We start from the raw sequence: 13,840 nt of genomic DNA on the forward strand, positions 1-13,840 counted from the left end.
CCGTTTGATGAGCCTTTCCGCGCGTCCGGCGCTGCACCGCAATTTCCACCGCCTGGCGTGGTTCGCCATGATCATGACCGCGAGCACGATCATGTTCGGCGCCTTCGTGCGCCTGTCCGATGCCGGCCTGAGCTGCCCGGACTGGCCGACCTGCTATGGCCAGGCCACCTGGCCGCAGCACGTGGAAGAGACCATCGGCCACCCGGCGGCGGAGATCCGCCCGCTGGAGACCCACAAGGCCTGGCGTGAGCAGGTGCACCGCTTCCTGGCCGGCGCGCTGGGCATCGAGATCCTGACCCTGGCGCTGCTGGCCACGCGCAAGCGGCGATTCGGAAGCACGGCGGTGGTGACCGCCTGCGTGCTGGTGGCCGCCGGCATACCGCTGTACATGATGGGCTGGCATGGCACGGCCAGCGTGCTGGCGTTGATCGGTGAGGCGATCCTGCTGATCGCCGCGCTGCGCTGGAGCAACATCGACCTGGCGCGCGCTGCATTGCTGACCCTGGCGGTGGTGATCTTCCAGGCCTTGCTGGGCATGTGGACGGTGACCCTGCTGCTCAAACCCATCGTAGTGATGGGCCATCTGCTCGGTGGCATGCTGATGTTCGGCCTGCTGGTGTGGATGGCCTGGCGCGCGACGCACATGCCGATCACCCTGGCCGAGGCGCCGAAGCTGAAGTGGCTGCTGCGCATCGGCGTAGCGGTGCTGGTCACCCAGATCGCGCTGGGGGGCTGGGTCAGCGCCAATTACGCGGCGCTGGCCTGCGGCGGTGGCAGCGCCTCGCTGGACAACTTCCCGCGCTGCGCCAACCAGTGGTGGCCGCAGCACAACTTCGTCGAAGGCTTCACCCTGTGGCGTGGCATCGGCGTGGACTACGAAGGCGGCGTGCTGGATGGCGCCTCGCGTATCGCCATCCAGATGGCGCACCGCCTGTTCGCGGTGGTGGTGGCCGTCTACCTGCTGTGGCTGGGCGTGCGCCTGTTCCGGTTGCCGAGCATGCGTGGCTGGGCCAGCGCGTTGATCGCGCTGCTGGTGCTGCAGGTCACCCTCGGCATCCTCAATGTGAAGCTGGCGCTGCCGCTGGAAGTGGCGGTGGCCCACAACGGCGTGGCCGTTGCCCTGTTGTTCGTGCTGGTCAGCCTGCTGGCCCGCCTGCGTGCCCCGGACTGATTCCATGTTTTCCAATTACCGCCAGTACTGGGACCTGACCAAGCCCAAGGTCGTTGCCCTCATTGTCTTCACCGCCCTGGTCGGCATGGTCCTGGCCATCCCCGGCGTGCCCAGCTGGGAGCAGGTGCGCGCAGGCGTGCTCGGCTTCCTGGGCATCTGGCTGGCCGCTTCGGCGGCCGCGGCGATCAACCAGCTGCTGGATGCGCACATCGATGCGCAGATGGCCCGCACCTCGTGGCGTCCGCTGGTGGTGGGCAAGGTCAAGCCGTGGCAGGTGCTGGTGTTCGCCGGCGTGCTGATCGTGCTGTCGATGGTCATCCTGGTGCTGTGGGTGAACCTGATCACCGCAGTGCTGACCTTCGCCTCGCTGATCGGTTACGCGGTCATCTACACCGTGTACCTGAAGCGTGCGACCTCGCAGAACATCGTCATCGGTGGCCTGGCCGGCGCAATGCCGCCGATGCTGGGCTGGGCCGCGGTGACCGGCATGCAGGGCTCGTCGGACTGGGCGTACTCGTCGCTGCTGGTGCTGATCATCTTCATCTGGACGCCGCCGCACTTCTGGGCGCTGGCGATCTTCCGCCGCGAGGACTACGCAAAGGCGGAGATCCCCATGCTGCCGGTGACCCATGGCGTGGTGCATACCCGCAAGCAGATCATGGCGTATTCGGTGGTGCTGGCGCTGGTCTGCCTGCTGCCGTACCTGGTGGGCATGAGCGGTGCGTTCTACCTGGGCGGCGCGATCGTGCTCAACGCCGTGTTCCTCTGGTACGCCTGGCGCATGCTCAATCCGCCGGACGAACTGTTCTCGATGAAGATGTTCTATTACTCCATCGTCTACCTGATGGCGCTGTTCGCCTTCCTGCTGGTGGACCACTGGATCCTGCCCTGGTTGTAGAGTCGAGCCATGCTCGACTCGGGGCCGGATCCCCGTCGGGGCTCTGACCCGGTCTGATGGTGGGCGCATCCACGCATGGCGTGGATCTACTTGAACCGCGGTTGCTGTGTCGCCATTGCTGTTCCTGACCTCAAGGAAAGGAAGGCGCAGGGATGAATTCGATCTTCCGCTGGACCAGCGCGCTGCTGCTGGCGCTCGGCATGGCCCTCAATGCGCATGCCGACGACACCGCCGTGCAGATCCGCCAGCACGCCGGTGAGCATCGCCTGCTGGTGCTGGGTGAATTTCACGGTACCCGCGAGACACCGCTGCTGGTACGCCAGCTGGTGGACGACTACAGCCGTAACGGCCCTGTCCTGCTGGCCCTGGAACTGCCGCGTGCAGAGAACCCTGCGCTGCACGACTATCTGGAATCCGATGGCGGGGCCGCGGCGCGCCAGCACCTGCATGGCCGCGCGTTCTGGACCGTGCGCGATGACCAGCATGACGGCCGTCGCAGCCGCGACATGCTGGCGATGATCGAAGACCTGCGTGCGCTGAAGGCACAGGGTCGTGCCATCGATGTGGTCGGCTATGACGTCGACAACAGCGATGGCGGCAACCAGGCACGCGATGACCGCATGGCTACCGAGTTGCGGCGCCTGTACCGGCGCCTGCCGGCTGACGCACGCATGCTGGTGCTGACCGGTAACGTGCACGCCATGCTGCAGCGGCCGCAGGGCATGCCGCCGGAAATGCAGCTGCACCCGATGGCCTCCCAGCTGCGGGATCTGGAGATCTACAGCGTGCGGTTGGGCGCGCAGCGTGGTCAGGTGTGGGGATGCGCGGGCCGCTGCGTGGCGCGGTCACTTCCAGAGCAGGTGGCCACGGCGCCGCGGGTCGATGCCGATGCGAAACGGCCGTACGACCTGTGGGTGTGGATGCCGGAGCTGAGCGTCGGCACGCTGGTGGGCCCGTAACGGCAGGCAACCCATCCACGAATGGCGTGGATCTACTGGTGGTTCACGCCATCGGTGGGAGTAGAGCCACGCTATGCGTGGATGGGCTCTCATGGAACCCGGCGCAGCCAGTGTCGGGTTTCTCCCGGGAGGGCTGCAACTGCGCCCATCGACCAAGCCGTCGCGCTGTAGGGTTTTGCCGCGCTGTCAGCTTCCTGCACGCAAGGCGTCACAGATACCGACTGTTCCACCAGACCGGATCATCAACAGTAGATACACAGGTATTGCGGGATGACTCGCAATTCTGTGGAGCAATCAATGAGATGTCATGTTTCTCTGCCCATCGTTCTGTGTGCCGCGCTTACCTGCCTGGCTGGCAATGCAGCAGCAGAAGTAAAAGCACTGAGTCGGGCCAACTGCATTGGATTCATCAACGAATCCGTGACCTATGAACGGCCCCAGTTTCGCAATTTTCAGGGGTCGGCCGTAACCAGGCACGTTCCCCTCGGGAACATTGAGCCGAAGCATGCTTTCGGTGCGCCTAACAATGGACTGTACTCCTGGCGATTTTACGCAGGCGATGGCAGTGATCCAGAACGAATGGTTGTTCACGGATATCACACATGGGTGCTGGGCGGTCGCGTATTTACGCAATCCACGAGTGCGGTCGATTGCCAACTTTCGGGGTGGTGAGCATCATGAAGATTCTTTGCTTTATCGCATTCTCGCTGGCCATGTCGATGTCAGCTCAAGCATCCCAGAATGAACCTGCTCCCGATGCGGTAGGGAGCTGGCTACACCAACGTGCCATGCAGGCTGCAATGCAGGAGGCCTCGGCAATGGGAAGATCGTCCGCCAGAGTGGGCAGCTACCAGATGGTGAAACTGGCAGACCTTGATGCCCCCCGAGAAGTGAAGCGGCAGCTTCGCGATGACATCGAACGATCCAACGGTGTCGTGCGGGTTGCAGCAGGGAGCATCCCAACGCAGGCCGAAATGCTGGCTGCCGTGCCGCGGACTCACCGCTCAACTCCAGAACTACGCCAGCGCCTGCCGCAGCCACCCAGCAGGCTGGAAAGCAGCCTGCTGGGCGCAGCCGAGATGATTGGCATGGAGCCCAGTGGTGCGTTGGAGGGTGGAAAGTCCTCGGGCTTGAGCCGTTTCTACCGGCTGGAGGGTGTCGGCATCGTGGAGTTCAGCGAGAACAACTTCCTCGCTGCGGGCATGCAGATCGAGGTCATCGCGGAGGCGCAGAACACCGTGGTGGACGGCAAGCCCGCTCACCTCGGGAAGGTTGTGGATAGTGTCGGCCGTACTCGGGTTGAGCTTGCCTGGACGGGAGACAGCAAGAGCTACAGTCTGACCGTCACGGGCGAGCCGGGCAGCGACGTGGAGCGCAACGCCCGAGTGCTGCACGACATCGCCGCGGCCATCGTGGATTAGCGGCGGCGTATGCGTCATCCACGCATGGCGTGGATCTACTGTGGGTTCACGCCATCCGCGGTTTGGTAGATCCACGCCGCGCGTGGATGGGCTCTCTACAAAAACCCGCGCGCCCAATCAGGGCGCGCGCTTCGCATACCGCTGCGCGATCACACCGCAGACGATCAGCTGGATCTGGTGGTAGATCATCACCGGCAGCACGATCGCGCCGAGGCTTCCACCGGCGAACAGCACCTTGGCGATCGGCACGCCGGTGGCCAGGCTCTTCTTCGAGCCGCAGAAGACGATGGCGATCTCGTCCTCGCGATTGAAGCGCAGGCGACGCGCGATGAAGGTGATCAGTGGCATCGCGATGCCCAGCAGCACGGCGGCCACGACCGCCACGGCCAGCAGCGACAGCAGCGGTGTCTTGCTCCACAGCCCTTCGGTCACCGCTTCGCCGAACGCGGAGTACACCACCAGCAGGATGGTGGCCTGGTCGGTATAGCGCAGCAGCGCGCGCTGCTTCTCCACCCAGCCGGCGATCCACGGCCGCAGCAGGTGGCCGGCCACGAACGGCACCAGCAGCTGCAGCATGATGCCGCCGATCGCATGCAGCGGGTCGTGCACGCCGCCGGAGGTACCGGCCAGTGCGGTCAGCAGCAGCGGCGTCAGGAACACACCGAGGATGCTCGACAGCGACGCGCTGCATACCGCGGCAGGCACGTTGCCGCGTGCCATCGAGGTGAACGCGATGGACGACTGCACGGTGGAGGGCAGGGTGCACAGGAACAGCACGCCCAGGTACAGCTCCGGGGTCAGCAGCCAGCCCGACAGTGGCTTGAACATCAGCCCCAGCAGCGGGAACAGGATGAAGGTGCAGGCCAGGATGGTCAGGTGCAGCCGCCAGTGCAGCATGCCGCCGATGATCGACTCGCGCGGCAGGCGCGCACCATGCAGGAAGAACAGCGCGGCGATGGCGACGGTGGTGACATCATCGAGCACGATGGCGGCGGCGCCCTTCATCGGCAGCAGCGAGGCCAGGCCGACGGTGCACAGCAGGGCGAGGGTGAAGTTGTCCGGTCGCAGGCGCGACCACCAGCGGGTCATGGTGGGCAGAGTCCTTGGTGCGGAGGGTTCAGGGCGAGGTGACCGGCGTGGCCAGGCGCTGGCGGGTGGCGGCTTCCAGCGACTTCAGGCCAGCACGCTGGCCCAGCTGAAGGGCCTGTTCGGGGCTGGCGTGTTCGTAGCGTGCATTGACCAGGCCGAGCACGGCACCGGCGCGGTTGCCGGAGGCGCAGTGCAGCAGCACCGGCCCCTGGCTCTGCTGCAGGGCCTGATGCACGGCGCGCACGTTGGCGGCATCGAGCCCCTCGGCGCCGGCCACCGGAATGCGTACGTAGCGCAGACCCAGTGATTCGGCCACGCGCGTTTCATCGAAGCCGCGGTCTTCGTCGGGCTGGCGCAGGTCGATCACGGTGCGCACGCCCTGCGTGGCCAAGGCCTGCAGCTGTACAGCGCTGGGCTGGCCGCCGGCGTACAGGCCGGGGCGGACTTCGTTGAGGGGCGCGTCTTCGGCCAGGGCCGTCAGCGGCAGGCAGAGCGACAACAACAGCAGGCAGGTCAGGCGCAGCAGCATGGTCCTCTCCGTGAAAACGTTCTGCCGCTACAGGCGCAGTCCGGCGCGCGCCTTCAGCAGCTCGCGCAGTTCGTACTTGTCAGTATCGTCCAGGCCCTGCTGGCGCTGCTTTGCCAACAACTCCTCCAGACGTTGCACCAGCAGCTGTTTCTCCAGCTGGGCCACGGCGTCGTGCAGTTCCTGGGTCCAGCTGGCCTCGGTGCCAGGCAGTGTCTGCGCAGCCAGCGTGTGCAGTGATGTCTGTTCCTCACGCCCGTCGAAGTGCTCCAGCAGTGCGCCGGTGCTGATGTCCGGACGTTGTTCGACCAGTCCCAGCAGCTCCAGCAGCAGTTCCACGCCGGGCAGGCGCAGGCCCTGGAAGTGATGCTTGCCGCCCAGCGTCAGCGCCAGCGACGGCTGCTGCAGCAGCACGGCGATCGCGCCGCGCACCAGACTGCGCTTGGCCACGGGCTGGATCGTCCGCTGCGGCTGGCGTTGCGGCATCGGCGCGCGCGTGGCCTGGGCAGTACCGCCCAGGCCGGTCAGCTGCGCCAGCTGCTGCTTCATCAGGTCGCCGAAGGCACCGTCGGGAATCTGCGCCAGCATCGGCTTTGCGCGCTCGGCCAGGCGCGCCTTGCCATCGAGCGTGCCCAGGTTGATTTCGCGGGTCAGTTCGTCGAAGAAGAACTGCGACAGCGGGGTGGCCTGCTTCAGGCGTTCGTTGAAGGCCTCGGCGCCTTCCTTGCGCACGATGGTGTCCGGGTCCTCGCCGTCGGGCAGGAACAGGAAGAAGGCCTGGCGGCCATCCTTCATGCGCGGCAGCACCGACTCCAGCGCCTTCCAGCCGGCGCGGCGGCCGGCGGCGTCGCCGTCGAAGCAGAAGAACACATCCGGTGCGTTGCGGAACAGCAGCTCGGCATGGTCCGGCGTGGTTGCGGTACCCAGCGTTGCCACCGCCTGGGTGACCCCGAACTGGAACAGCGAGACCACGTCCATGTAGCCCTCGACCACGATCAGCCGCTCGATCTTCTGGTTGGCCTGGCGCACCTGCCACAGTCCGTACAGTTCGCGGCCCTTGTGGAACAGCGCGGTTTCCGGCGAGTTGAGGTACTTGGGGCCGTCGTCCTTTTCGAACACGCGGCCACCGAAGGCGATCACCCGGCCGCGGCGGTCGAAGATCGGGAACATCACCCGGTCGCGGAACTTGTCGTAGACGTGACCGCGATCGTTCTTGGAGAACAGGCCGGCGCGGTCGAGCAGCTTCATCCGCCGCTCGTCCTTGCCCAGCGCATCGCGCAGGCCGCTGTAGCCATCCGGCGCGTAGCCGATCTGGAAGCGCGCGCGGTTCTCTTCATCCACGCCGCGGCCATCCAGGTAGCTGCGGGCCTTGTCGCTGCCCTGCAGGTTGCTCTGGAAAAACTTCGTGGCCGCCTCAAGCGCCGAGTACAGCTCGCGGCTGTCGTCCTGCTGCTGGGGGCTGCGCGGATTCTCGCTGCGCGGCACTTCCATGCCTGCGCGCTTGGCCAGTTCATCCACCGCGTCGAGGAATTCGAGGCGGTCGTAGTTCATCAGGAAGCTGATCGCGGTGCCGTGCGCGCCACAGCCGAAGCAGTGATAGAACTGCTTGGTGGGCGAGACCGTGAACGACGCCGAGCGCTCGTCATGGAACGGGCAACGCGCTGCGTATTCCTTGCCCTGTCGCTTCAACGGCACGCGGCTGCCCACCACCTCGACGATGTCGGAGCGGGCGAGCAGATCGTCGATGAAAGCGTCGGGGATACGGGCCATGGGCAACAGGGCAGGGCGCGGTACAGGACCACGCGACGGAACCGGGGGCGGTTGCCCTAGTTTACCCCCTGTCGGGCACCTGGCTGGCGGTGGCCGGATCGATGCCGGCGGCGGCCAGGTGATGGCGCGCGCGCAGGCGCTCATCGATCACCGCGGTCATCAGCGCGCCAACGAAGAAGACCACGGTCGCGTAATAGATCCAGACCAGTGAGATCACCAGCGCGCCCATCGAGCCGTAGGCACTGCCGGGGGCCACGGTGGCGATGTAGACGCCGATGCCGTAGCGGCCCAGTGCGAACAGTGCCGAGGTGATGACGCCGCCGATGAAGGCCTGGCGCCACGCCACGCGGCGGTCGGGCAGGTAGTGGTACATGAAGGCGAACCCCACCGCGTACAGCAGCAGGCTGGTGACGTACCCTAACGCGGGGAGGATCGAGGGCAGTTGCGCGAAGGCCACCTGCAGCACCGTGGTGGCGGTCATCGACAGGATCAGCAGGAAGCCCAGGGCCAGCACCACGCCGAACGAGAACACACGCTTGCGCAGCCATGCCTTGATGCCCTCCAGGCGCTCGCCACTGGTGCGGAAGATCAGGTTGAGCGCGTTCTGCAGCTGCGCGAACACGGCGGTGGCGCCGACGAACAGCAGCAGCGTGCTCCACAGCCCCGCCAACGAGCCGACGTCGGGCTGGTTGTCGGCGTTCTTCAGGACGGTTTCGGCCACCGTAGCCGCGCTGCTGCCAGCCACCGAGCTGATCTGGTCGATCAGCGCCTGCTGTGCCGGCGGGTACAGCGAAGCGGTCAACCACAGCAGCAGCACCAGCAGCGGGGCCATCGACAGCAGGGCGTAGAAGGAAACGGAGGCGGCCTGGGTCAGCACGTCGACGTCGATGAAGCGCTTGGCCACCGCCATCGGAAAGCTGTCCTGCAGGCGCTTGAGGTACTTGTGCAGGGACACGGGAACGTTGGGCTCGGGTTCAACCATGGGTGTGGTTGTAGCAGGCGAGCGACGAAGGTGCGGTGAAGCGGGTGCATCAATGGGGTCAGAGCCCTTCCGCGATGCGAAAGGGATCCGACCCCGGCAATGGCTTACGCCAGCTGCTGCTTGACCAGCTTGGAGACCAGACCCATGTCGGCCTGGCCAGCGAGCTTGGGCTTCAATGCGCCCATCAGCTTGCCCATGTCGGCCGGACCGGAAGCGCCGGTCTCGGCGATGGCAGCCTGGATGGCGGCCACGATCTCGGCTTCGCCCATCTTGGCCGGCAGGTAGGCTTCGATGACCACGATCTCGGCGCGCTCGATCTCGGCCAGGTCTTCGCGGTTGGCCGCTTCGTACTGGCTGACCGAGTCCTTGCGCTGCTTGACCATCTTGTCGAGCACGGCGATCACGGCAGTGTCATCCAGCTCGATGCGCTCGTCCACTTCGCGCTGCTTGATGGCGGCGTTGATCAGGCGGATCACGCCCAGCTTGTGCTTCTCGCCCGCCTTCATGGCGGCCTTCATGTCTTCGGTGAGCTGCTGCTTCATGCTCATGAGGAACCTCGTGGTGGTAGGTGGGGCGGGGCGGATGCCCGAACCCGGAAACGCAAAAAGCCGGCGACGCTCGCGCGTGCCGGCTTCGGCTCCATCGCGACAGGCAAGCCCATCGCAATGAAGATGCGTCCGATCAGTACAGGCGCTGACGCTTGGTGACGTCGCGCGACGAGCGGCGCAGCTGACGCTTCACAGCAGCGGCGGCCTTGCGCTTGCGCTCCTGGGTCGGCTTTTCGTAGAACTCGCGCTTGCGGGTTTCGGCCAGCACACCGGCCTTTTCGCAAGTGCGCTTGAAGCGGCGAAGAGCAAACTCGAAGGGCTCGTTCTCGCGGACTTTGACGCTGGGCATGGAATCTCCGGGACACAGTAGAACCGGGTCACGCCCGGCGAGCCGCACATTATAGCGGCGAAACGACAAACTGCAAGCGGCCAACCCTGAATACGGGCCAGAGGTTCGAAAGCAGTGAGACCTGCGCGTCCCCCGAGGGGGCGGCAGGGGCGTCATAATAGCAGGCATGCGAGTCCTTGGCATCGAATCTTCCTGTGATGAGACCGGCGTGGCGGTGTATGACACCGACCTGGCCGGCAGCGCGGCCCTGCGCGCCCATGCGGTCTACAGCCAGATCGCCCTGCACGCCGAATACGGTGGTGTGGTGCCCGAACTGGCCAGCCGCGACCACGTCCGCAAGCTGCTGCCGCTGGTGCGCCAGACCCTGGCCGACGCCGGCCTGGGTGTAGGTGATATCGACGGCGTGGCCTATACGGCCGGTCCCGGCCTGGTCGGCGCACTGCTGGTCGGCGCCGGCGTGGCGCGGTCGCTGGCCTGGGCGCTGGAGGTGCCGGCGGTGGGCGTACACCATATGGAAGGCCACCTGCTGGCCCCGTTGATGGAGGACGACCCGCCGGAAGCGCCGTTCGTGGCGCTGCTGGTGTCCGGTGGCCATACCCAGCTGGTGGCGGTGGACGCGATCGGCCAGTACCGCCTGTTGGGCGAAACCCTGGACGATGCCGCCGGCGAGGCCTTCGACAAGACCGCCAAGATGATGGGCCTGCCCTATCCGGGCGGCCCGCAGCTGGCCAGGCTGGCCGAGCAGGGCACGCCGGGTGTCTACCGCTTCGCGCGGCCGATGACCGACCGCCCGGGGTTGGATTTCAGCTTCTCCGGCCTGAAGACCCAGGTCCTGATGGCCTGGCGCGACAGTGACCAGAGCGAACAGACCCGCGCCGACATCGCTCGGGGCTTCGAAGACGCCGTGGTCGAGACTCTGTCGATCAAATGCGAGCGCGCGCTGGAAGCGGCCGGCACCAACGTGATCGTGGTGGCCGGCGGTGTCGGCGCCAACAAGCGTCTGCGCGCCCGCCTGCAGCAGATGGCCGAGCGTCTCGGCGGCCGTGCCTGCTTCCCGCGGCCGGCACTGTGCACCGACAACGGCGCGATGATCGCCTTCGCCGGCGCGCTGCGCCTGCAGGCTGGCCAGCACAGCCCGCCAAAGGTCGAGGTCACCCCGCGCTGGGACATGGCGACCCTGCCTGCGGTCTGAGCCCCCGGCCGCGCGAACCGCTCGATCGGCGTTTGTAGAGTCGAGCTTGCTCGACTGGGCGCAATGACGAACACAGAGCAGTCGAGCAAGCTCGACTCTACAGGCAGGCCTCCGTAGCGCCGGGCCACGCCCGGCTACACATTACGGACGCCCTGCCAACGGCGACGCCGCCAACACCGTTGTCGCCCGCTCATGGCGCTGCAGCCAGCCCAGCGTATGCGGGCAGCGGGCGTGGATCAGCCGTCCGATCGCCGCCAGGTCGGCACCGATGTCGCGTTCCAGGATGGGTTCGTGGTGGGCGATCCGATTGCGCAGGAGGCGGATGCGGTCGAGGTCGGCATGGATGGACCGACGCAGGACGGACAGCGGCACCGAGGGTGCGTGTGGCAGCGCCAGGCCCATGGTCCCGGCCCAGATCGAATGCTCGAACCGTCGAGCGAACAATTGCTGCCAGAAGCCGAATCGCAGTTTGGCGATGACCTCCGGTACATCCCGTGGAGCTCCGGCGCTGCCGCGGACATCGCATAGCGAGGCAAGGGCGCCTTCGGCAGGAAGGCTGCGCAGCAGCGCTGGATGCCAGGGCCAGCATCGACCATAGCGATGCACCAGCGCCGTAGCTGCTGCATTGCGGATCACGACTTCACAGATGTGCAACGGTGGCAGGAGAGCAGCACACATCTGCATGTTCCAGGCATAGAGCGTGGCTGGATCGGCTACGCAACGAGAAGCGATGCGCTCGTAGGTCGACCATCTCTGCCTGGATAGAGCTGCCTGCAGGATCCTGCTTTCCTTCATCAACTCACTCCCAGGGAACGTGGTTTCACCTTGACCCTGGGAACGATGCAGGAACATCAGAAAACGGCATCATGATCGTCAGTGTTCTTTCGTGGATCGGCTCGGTTTTTCACCCGGTCGTCTGCCGTGACGCATTTGCCAATTGACTGGTCAGGGGGGCACTCCTAACCTTGCGGCGTGTGCTCCGGGACTCGCGGCTGAATTCCAGCTTCCCCTGGGGACGTTGAGCGGTACCAAAGGGCCCCGCTAGCAGGGCCCTTTGTCTTTTCTGGAGCCGCGTTCCTGCCGGCCACCCACCGCCCGTTCCGGGCAGGCTCACCGTCGTGCCGTTACCATGGCCCCCTGTATTCGGGCTGGTTAAGCGCAATGGACAAGGTTTTCATCGAGGGGCTGACGATCGACGCCCTGATCGGTATCTACGATTGGGAACGACGGATCCGCCAGGACCTGGTGTTCGACCTGGAAATGGGCTTTGACAACCGTCGTCCCGCGGCCTCCGACGACATCGCCCATACCCTGAACTACAAGGCGGTGAGCAAGCGCCTGGAGCAGTTCGTGCGCGAGTCGGAATTCGGCCTGGTGGAAACCCTGGCCGAGCGCTGCGCACAGATCGTGCTGGACGAATTCGACGTGAAGTGGCTGCGCCTGAAGCTGAGCAAGCCGGGCGCGGTGCGTGGCGCGCGCGCGGTGGGCGTGATCATCGAGCGCTCGCGGGACTGATCCGGTAGTGCCGGCCGCTGGCCGGCACCCCCAACAACAACGACAACGCAAGGAGACAACTGATGGTGGACGCGGTGGTGGCGGTACAGTGGCTGGAAAAGCTGCAGAACACACTGGAACCCTATCCCGGCGCCTACCTGGCGTTGATGATCTCAGCCCTGCTGATCGCAGCGGGCCTGGCCAACTGGGTGACCAAGCGCATCCTGGTGCGTGGCCTGCGGCGCCTGCTGCAGCGCCTGCCGGGCGCCGAGTCCGGGCGCGGCAGCCACTTGATGCGGGTCATTTCACGCCTGTCCAACGTGGTGCCCAGCCAGGTGATCGCCTCGGGCATCACCCTCATTCCCGACCTGCCACCCGGCTTGGTCAACGTCATCATCAAGCTGTGCATCGTATGGGCCGTACTGACGGTGTCGATGGCGTTCTCACATGCGCTGGACGCGGCCAACAGCCTGTACGAGCGCAAGCCCGATGCGCGCAACAAGCCGATCAAGGGCTACCTGCAGGTGGTCAAGATCGTGGTGTTCGTGGCCGCCGGCCTGTCCATCATCGCCACGCTGCTGGGGGTGAAACTGGGGCCGTTGGTGACCGGCCTGGGGGCGGCCACGGCGGTGCTGATGCTGATTTTCCAGGACACCATCCTGTCGTTGGTGGCCAGTGTGCAGATCAGTGGCGATGGCCGTGTGCGCATCGGCGACTGGATCGAAATGCCCAGCCAGAACGCCGATGGTGACGTCATCGATATCGCGCTGCATACCGTCACGGTGCAGAACTTCGACAAGACCATCACCACCATCCCGACCAAGAAGCTGGTGACCGAGTCGTTCAAGAACTGGCGCGGCATGCAGGAGGCCGGTGGCCGCCGCATCAAGCGCGCGCTGTATCTGGACCAGCACAGTGTCGGCTTCCTGGACGAGGGCGACCTGGCCTTCCTTGGCCAGGTCGCGCTGCTGCGGGATTACCTGCAGGCCAAGGAGCAGGAGCTTGGCCAGTGGAACGGGCGCCTGCGCGAACAGGGCGTGGCCGAGGTCAACAGCCGCCGGGTGACCAACCTGGGTACCTTCCGGGCCTATGTGGAGCGCTACCTGCGCAACCACCCGGGCATCCATACCGACATGACCCTGCTGGTACGGCAGCTGCAGCCGACCACCGAAGGCCTGCCGCTGGAGCTGTACTGCTTCACCCGCAGCACCGCCTGGGGCGAGTACGAGGCGGTGCAGTCGGACATCTTCGACCACCTGCTGGCGATCCTGCCGGCCTTCGGCCTGCGCGTGTTCCAGGCCTCCAGCGACGCCATGTTGATGGCCGGGCAGCGCCAGTTGGCCGGCTCGGAGTAAGCTGCGGTGCCCCTGGCGGGGCCATACGGACCCCGCTGGTGGCTGAAACTGAATGAAGAAACCTCTCGCCAAATCGCCCGGGATCG

The 13,840-nt window shown here is 65.8% G+C and carries 14 protein-coding genes; 7 read left to right on the top strand and 7 right to left on the bottom strand.

Translation table 11 applies throughout. From position 1 onward, the window contains the following. Nucleotides 1-7: 7 nt before the first annotated feature. The 4 genes from ACZK33_RS01785 to ACZK33_RS01800 all read left to right on the top strand — a co-directional run bounded on the left by ACZK33_RS01785 (nt 8) and on the right by ACZK33_RS01800 (nt 4,449). Nucleotides 8-1,171, top strand: coding sequence for a COX15/CtaA family protein (locus ACZK33_RS01785; protein WP_032129725.1), 1,164 nt, complete (start codon nt 8-10; stop codon nt 1,169-1,171). Nucleotides 1,172-1,175: 4 nt separating this feature from the next. Continuing rightward, nucleotides 1,176-2,069, top strand: a complete 894-nt coding sequence (cyoE, locus tag ACZK33_RS01790) for a heme o synthase (RefSeq protein WP_423174682.1) — start codon at nt 1,176-1,178, stop codon at nt 2,067-2,069. 152 nt (nt 2,070-2,221) lie between these two features. After that, a complete protein-coding gene (locus tag ACZK33_RS01795) occupies nt 2,222-3,028 on the top strand; it encodes a calcium-binding protein (protein ID WP_423174681.1) in 807 nt (268 codons plus the stop codon). Nucleotides 3,029-3,705: 677 nt separating this feature from the next. Then, the gene (locus ACZK33_RS01800; protein WP_423174680.1) at nt 3,706-4,449 is read left to right on the top strand and encodes a hypothetical protein; all 744 of its coding nucleotides are present in this window, start codon (nt 3,706-3,708) and stop codon (nt 4,447-4,449) included. A gap of 117 nt (nt 4,450-4,566) precedes the next feature. Here the strand turns inward: ACZK33_RS01800 and ACZK33_RS01805 are convergent, their stop codons facing one another. From ACZK33_RS01805 to rpsU, 6 genes are all read right to left on the bottom strand, one after another. Further along, nucleotides 4,567-5,538: a bile acid:sodium symporter family protein gene (locus tag ACZK33_RS01805; RefSeq protein WP_293796594.1), complete on the bottom strand. Its 972-nt coding sequence runs from the start codon at nt 5,536-5,538 to the stop codon at nt 4,567-4,569. Between the two features lie 28 nt (nt 5,539-5,566). After that, nucleotides 5,567-6,067 carry a protein tyrosine phosphatase family protein gene (locus ACZK33_RS01810; protein WP_134951714.1) on the bottom strand — a complete coding sequence of 167 codons (501 nt, stop codon included), beginning with the start codon at nt 6,065-6,067 and terminating at the stop codon, nt 5,567-5,569. Between the two features lie 27 nt (nt 6,068-6,094). Next, nucleotides 6,095-7,834 (bottom strand): DNA primase, encoded by a 1,740-nt coding sequence (dnaG, locus tag ACZK33_RS01815; RefSeq protein WP_423174679.1) that lies wholly within the window; start codon nt 7,832-7,834, stop codon nt 6,095-6,097. Between the two features lie 61 nt (nt 7,835-7,895). Beyond that, nucleotides 7,896-8,816, bottom strand: coding sequence for a YihY/virulence factor BrkB family protein (locus ACZK33_RS01820; RefSeq protein WP_005415012.1), 921 nt, complete (start codon nt 8,814-8,816; stop codon nt 7,896-7,898). A 104-nt stretch (nt 8,817-8,920) separates the two neighbouring features. Then, nucleotides 8,921-9,364: a GatB/YqeY domain-containing protein gene (locus ACZK33_RS01825; protein WP_005415013.1), complete on the bottom strand. Its 444-nt coding sequence runs from the start codon at nt 9,362-9,364 to the stop codon at nt 8,921-8,923. 133 nt (nt 9,365-9,497) lie between these two features. Beyond that, the gene (rpsU, locus tag ACZK33_RS01830; RefSeq protein WP_002808376.1) at nt 9,498-9,713 is read right to left on the bottom strand and encodes a 30S ribosomal protein S21; all 216 of its coding nucleotides are present in this window, start codon (nt 9,711-9,713) and stop codon (nt 9,498-9,500) included. A gap of 166 nt (nt 9,714-9,879) precedes the next feature. Here rpsU and tsaD point away from each other — a divergent pair, with 166 nt between their 5' ends. Next, the gene (gene tsaD, locus ACZK33_RS01835; RefSeq protein WP_049421188.1) at nt 9,880-10,905 is read left to right on the top strand and encodes a tRNA (adenosine(37)-N6)-threonylcarbamoyltransferase complex transferase subunit TsaD; all 1,026 of its coding nucleotides are present in this window, start codon (nt 9,880-9,882) and stop codon (nt 10,903-10,905) included. Nucleotides 10,906-11,046: 141 nt separating this feature from the next. On the opposite strand, the gene ACZK33_RS01840 is transcribed toward tsaD, so the two are convergent. Further along, a complete protein-coding gene (locus tag ACZK33_RS01840; RefSeq protein WP_317608643.1) occupies nt 11,047-11,757 on the bottom strand; it encodes a hypothetical protein in 711 nt (236 codons plus the stop codon). A 309-nt stretch (nt 11,758-12,066) separates the two neighbouring features. On the opposite strand from ACZK33_RS01840, the gene folB reads away from it, so the two are divergent. Both folB and ACZK33_RS01850 read left to right on the top strand, forming a co-directional pair. Continuing rightward, nucleotides 12,067-12,420 carry a dihydroneopterin aldolase gene (folB, locus tag ACZK33_RS01845; protein ID WP_025878255.1) on the top strand — a complete coding sequence of 118 codons (354 nt, stop codon included), beginning with the start codon at nt 12,067-12,069 and terminating at the stop codon, nt 12,418-12,420. Nucleotides 12,421-12,482: 62 nt separating this feature from the next. Continuing rightward, nucleotides 12,483-13,754: a mechanosensitive ion channel family protein gene (locus ACZK33_RS01850; protein WP_423174678.1), complete on the top strand. Its 1,272-nt coding sequence runs from the start codon at nt 12,483-12,485 to the stop codon at nt 13,752-13,754. Nucleotides 13,755-13,840: the final 86 nt, after the last annotated feature.

Source organism: Stenotrophomonas sp. 86156_Sma, assembly GCF_056481625.1.

Excerpts from the sequence above, each read along its gene's own strand:
- ACZK33_RS01850 (WP_423174678.1), top strand. The coding sequence starts at position 12,483 with ATGGTGGACGCGGTGGTGGCGGTACAGTGGCTGGAAAAGCTGCAGAAC.
- ACZK33_RS01825 (WP_005415013.1), bottom strand. The coding sequence starts at position 9,364 with ATGAGCATGAAGCAGCAGCTCACCGAAGACATGAAGGCCGCCATGAAG.
- ACZK33_RS01800 (WP_423174680.1), top strand. The coding sequence starts at position 3,706 with ATGAAGATTCTTTGCTTTATCGCATTCTCGCTGGCCATGTCGATGTCA.
- ACZK33_RS01785 (WP_032129725.1), top strand. The coding sequence starts at position 8 with ATGAGCCTTTCCGCGCGTCCGGCGCTGCACCGCAATTTCCACCGCCTG.
- dnaG (WP_423174679.1), bottom strand. The coding sequence starts at position 7,834 with ATGGCCCGTATCCCCGACGCTTTCATCGACGATCTGCTCGCCCGCTCC.
- cyoE (WP_423174682.1), top strand. The coding sequence starts at position 1,176 with ATGTTTTCCAATTACCGCCAGTACTGGGACCTGACCAAGCCCAAGGTC.
- ACZK33_RS01840 (WP_317608643.1), bottom strand. The coding sequence starts at position 11,757 with ATGTTCCTGCATCGTTCCCAGGGTCAAGGTGAAACCACGTTCCCTGGG.
- ACZK33_RS01805 (WP_293796594.1), bottom strand. The coding sequence starts at position 5,538 with ATGACCCGCTGGTGGTCGCGCCTGCGACCGGACAACTTCACCCTCGCC.
- ACZK33_RS01810 (WP_134951714.1), bottom strand. The coding sequence starts at position 6,067 with ATGCTGCTGCGCCTGACCTGCCTGCTGTTGTTGTCGCTCTGCCTGCCG.
- rpsU (WP_002808376.1), bottom strand. The coding sequence starts at position 9,713 with ATGCCCAGCGTCAAAGTCCGCGAGAACGAGCCCTTCGAGTTTGCTCTT.
- ACZK33_RS01820 (WP_005415012.1), bottom strand. The coding sequence starts at position 8,816 with ATGGTTGAACCCGAGCCCAACGTTCCCGTGTCCCTGCACAAGTACCTC.
- ACZK33_RS01795 (WP_423174681.1), top strand. The coding sequence starts at position 2,222 with ATGAATTCGATCTTCCGCTGGACCAGCGCGCTGCTGCTGGCGCTCGGC.
- folB (WP_025878255.1), top strand. The coding sequence starts at position 12,067 with ATGGACAAGGTTTTCATCGAGGGGCTGACGATCGACGCCCTGATCGGT.
- tsaD (WP_049421188.1), top strand. The coding sequence starts at position 9,880 with ATGCGAGTCCTTGGCATCGAATCTTCCTGTGATGAGACCGGCGTGGCG.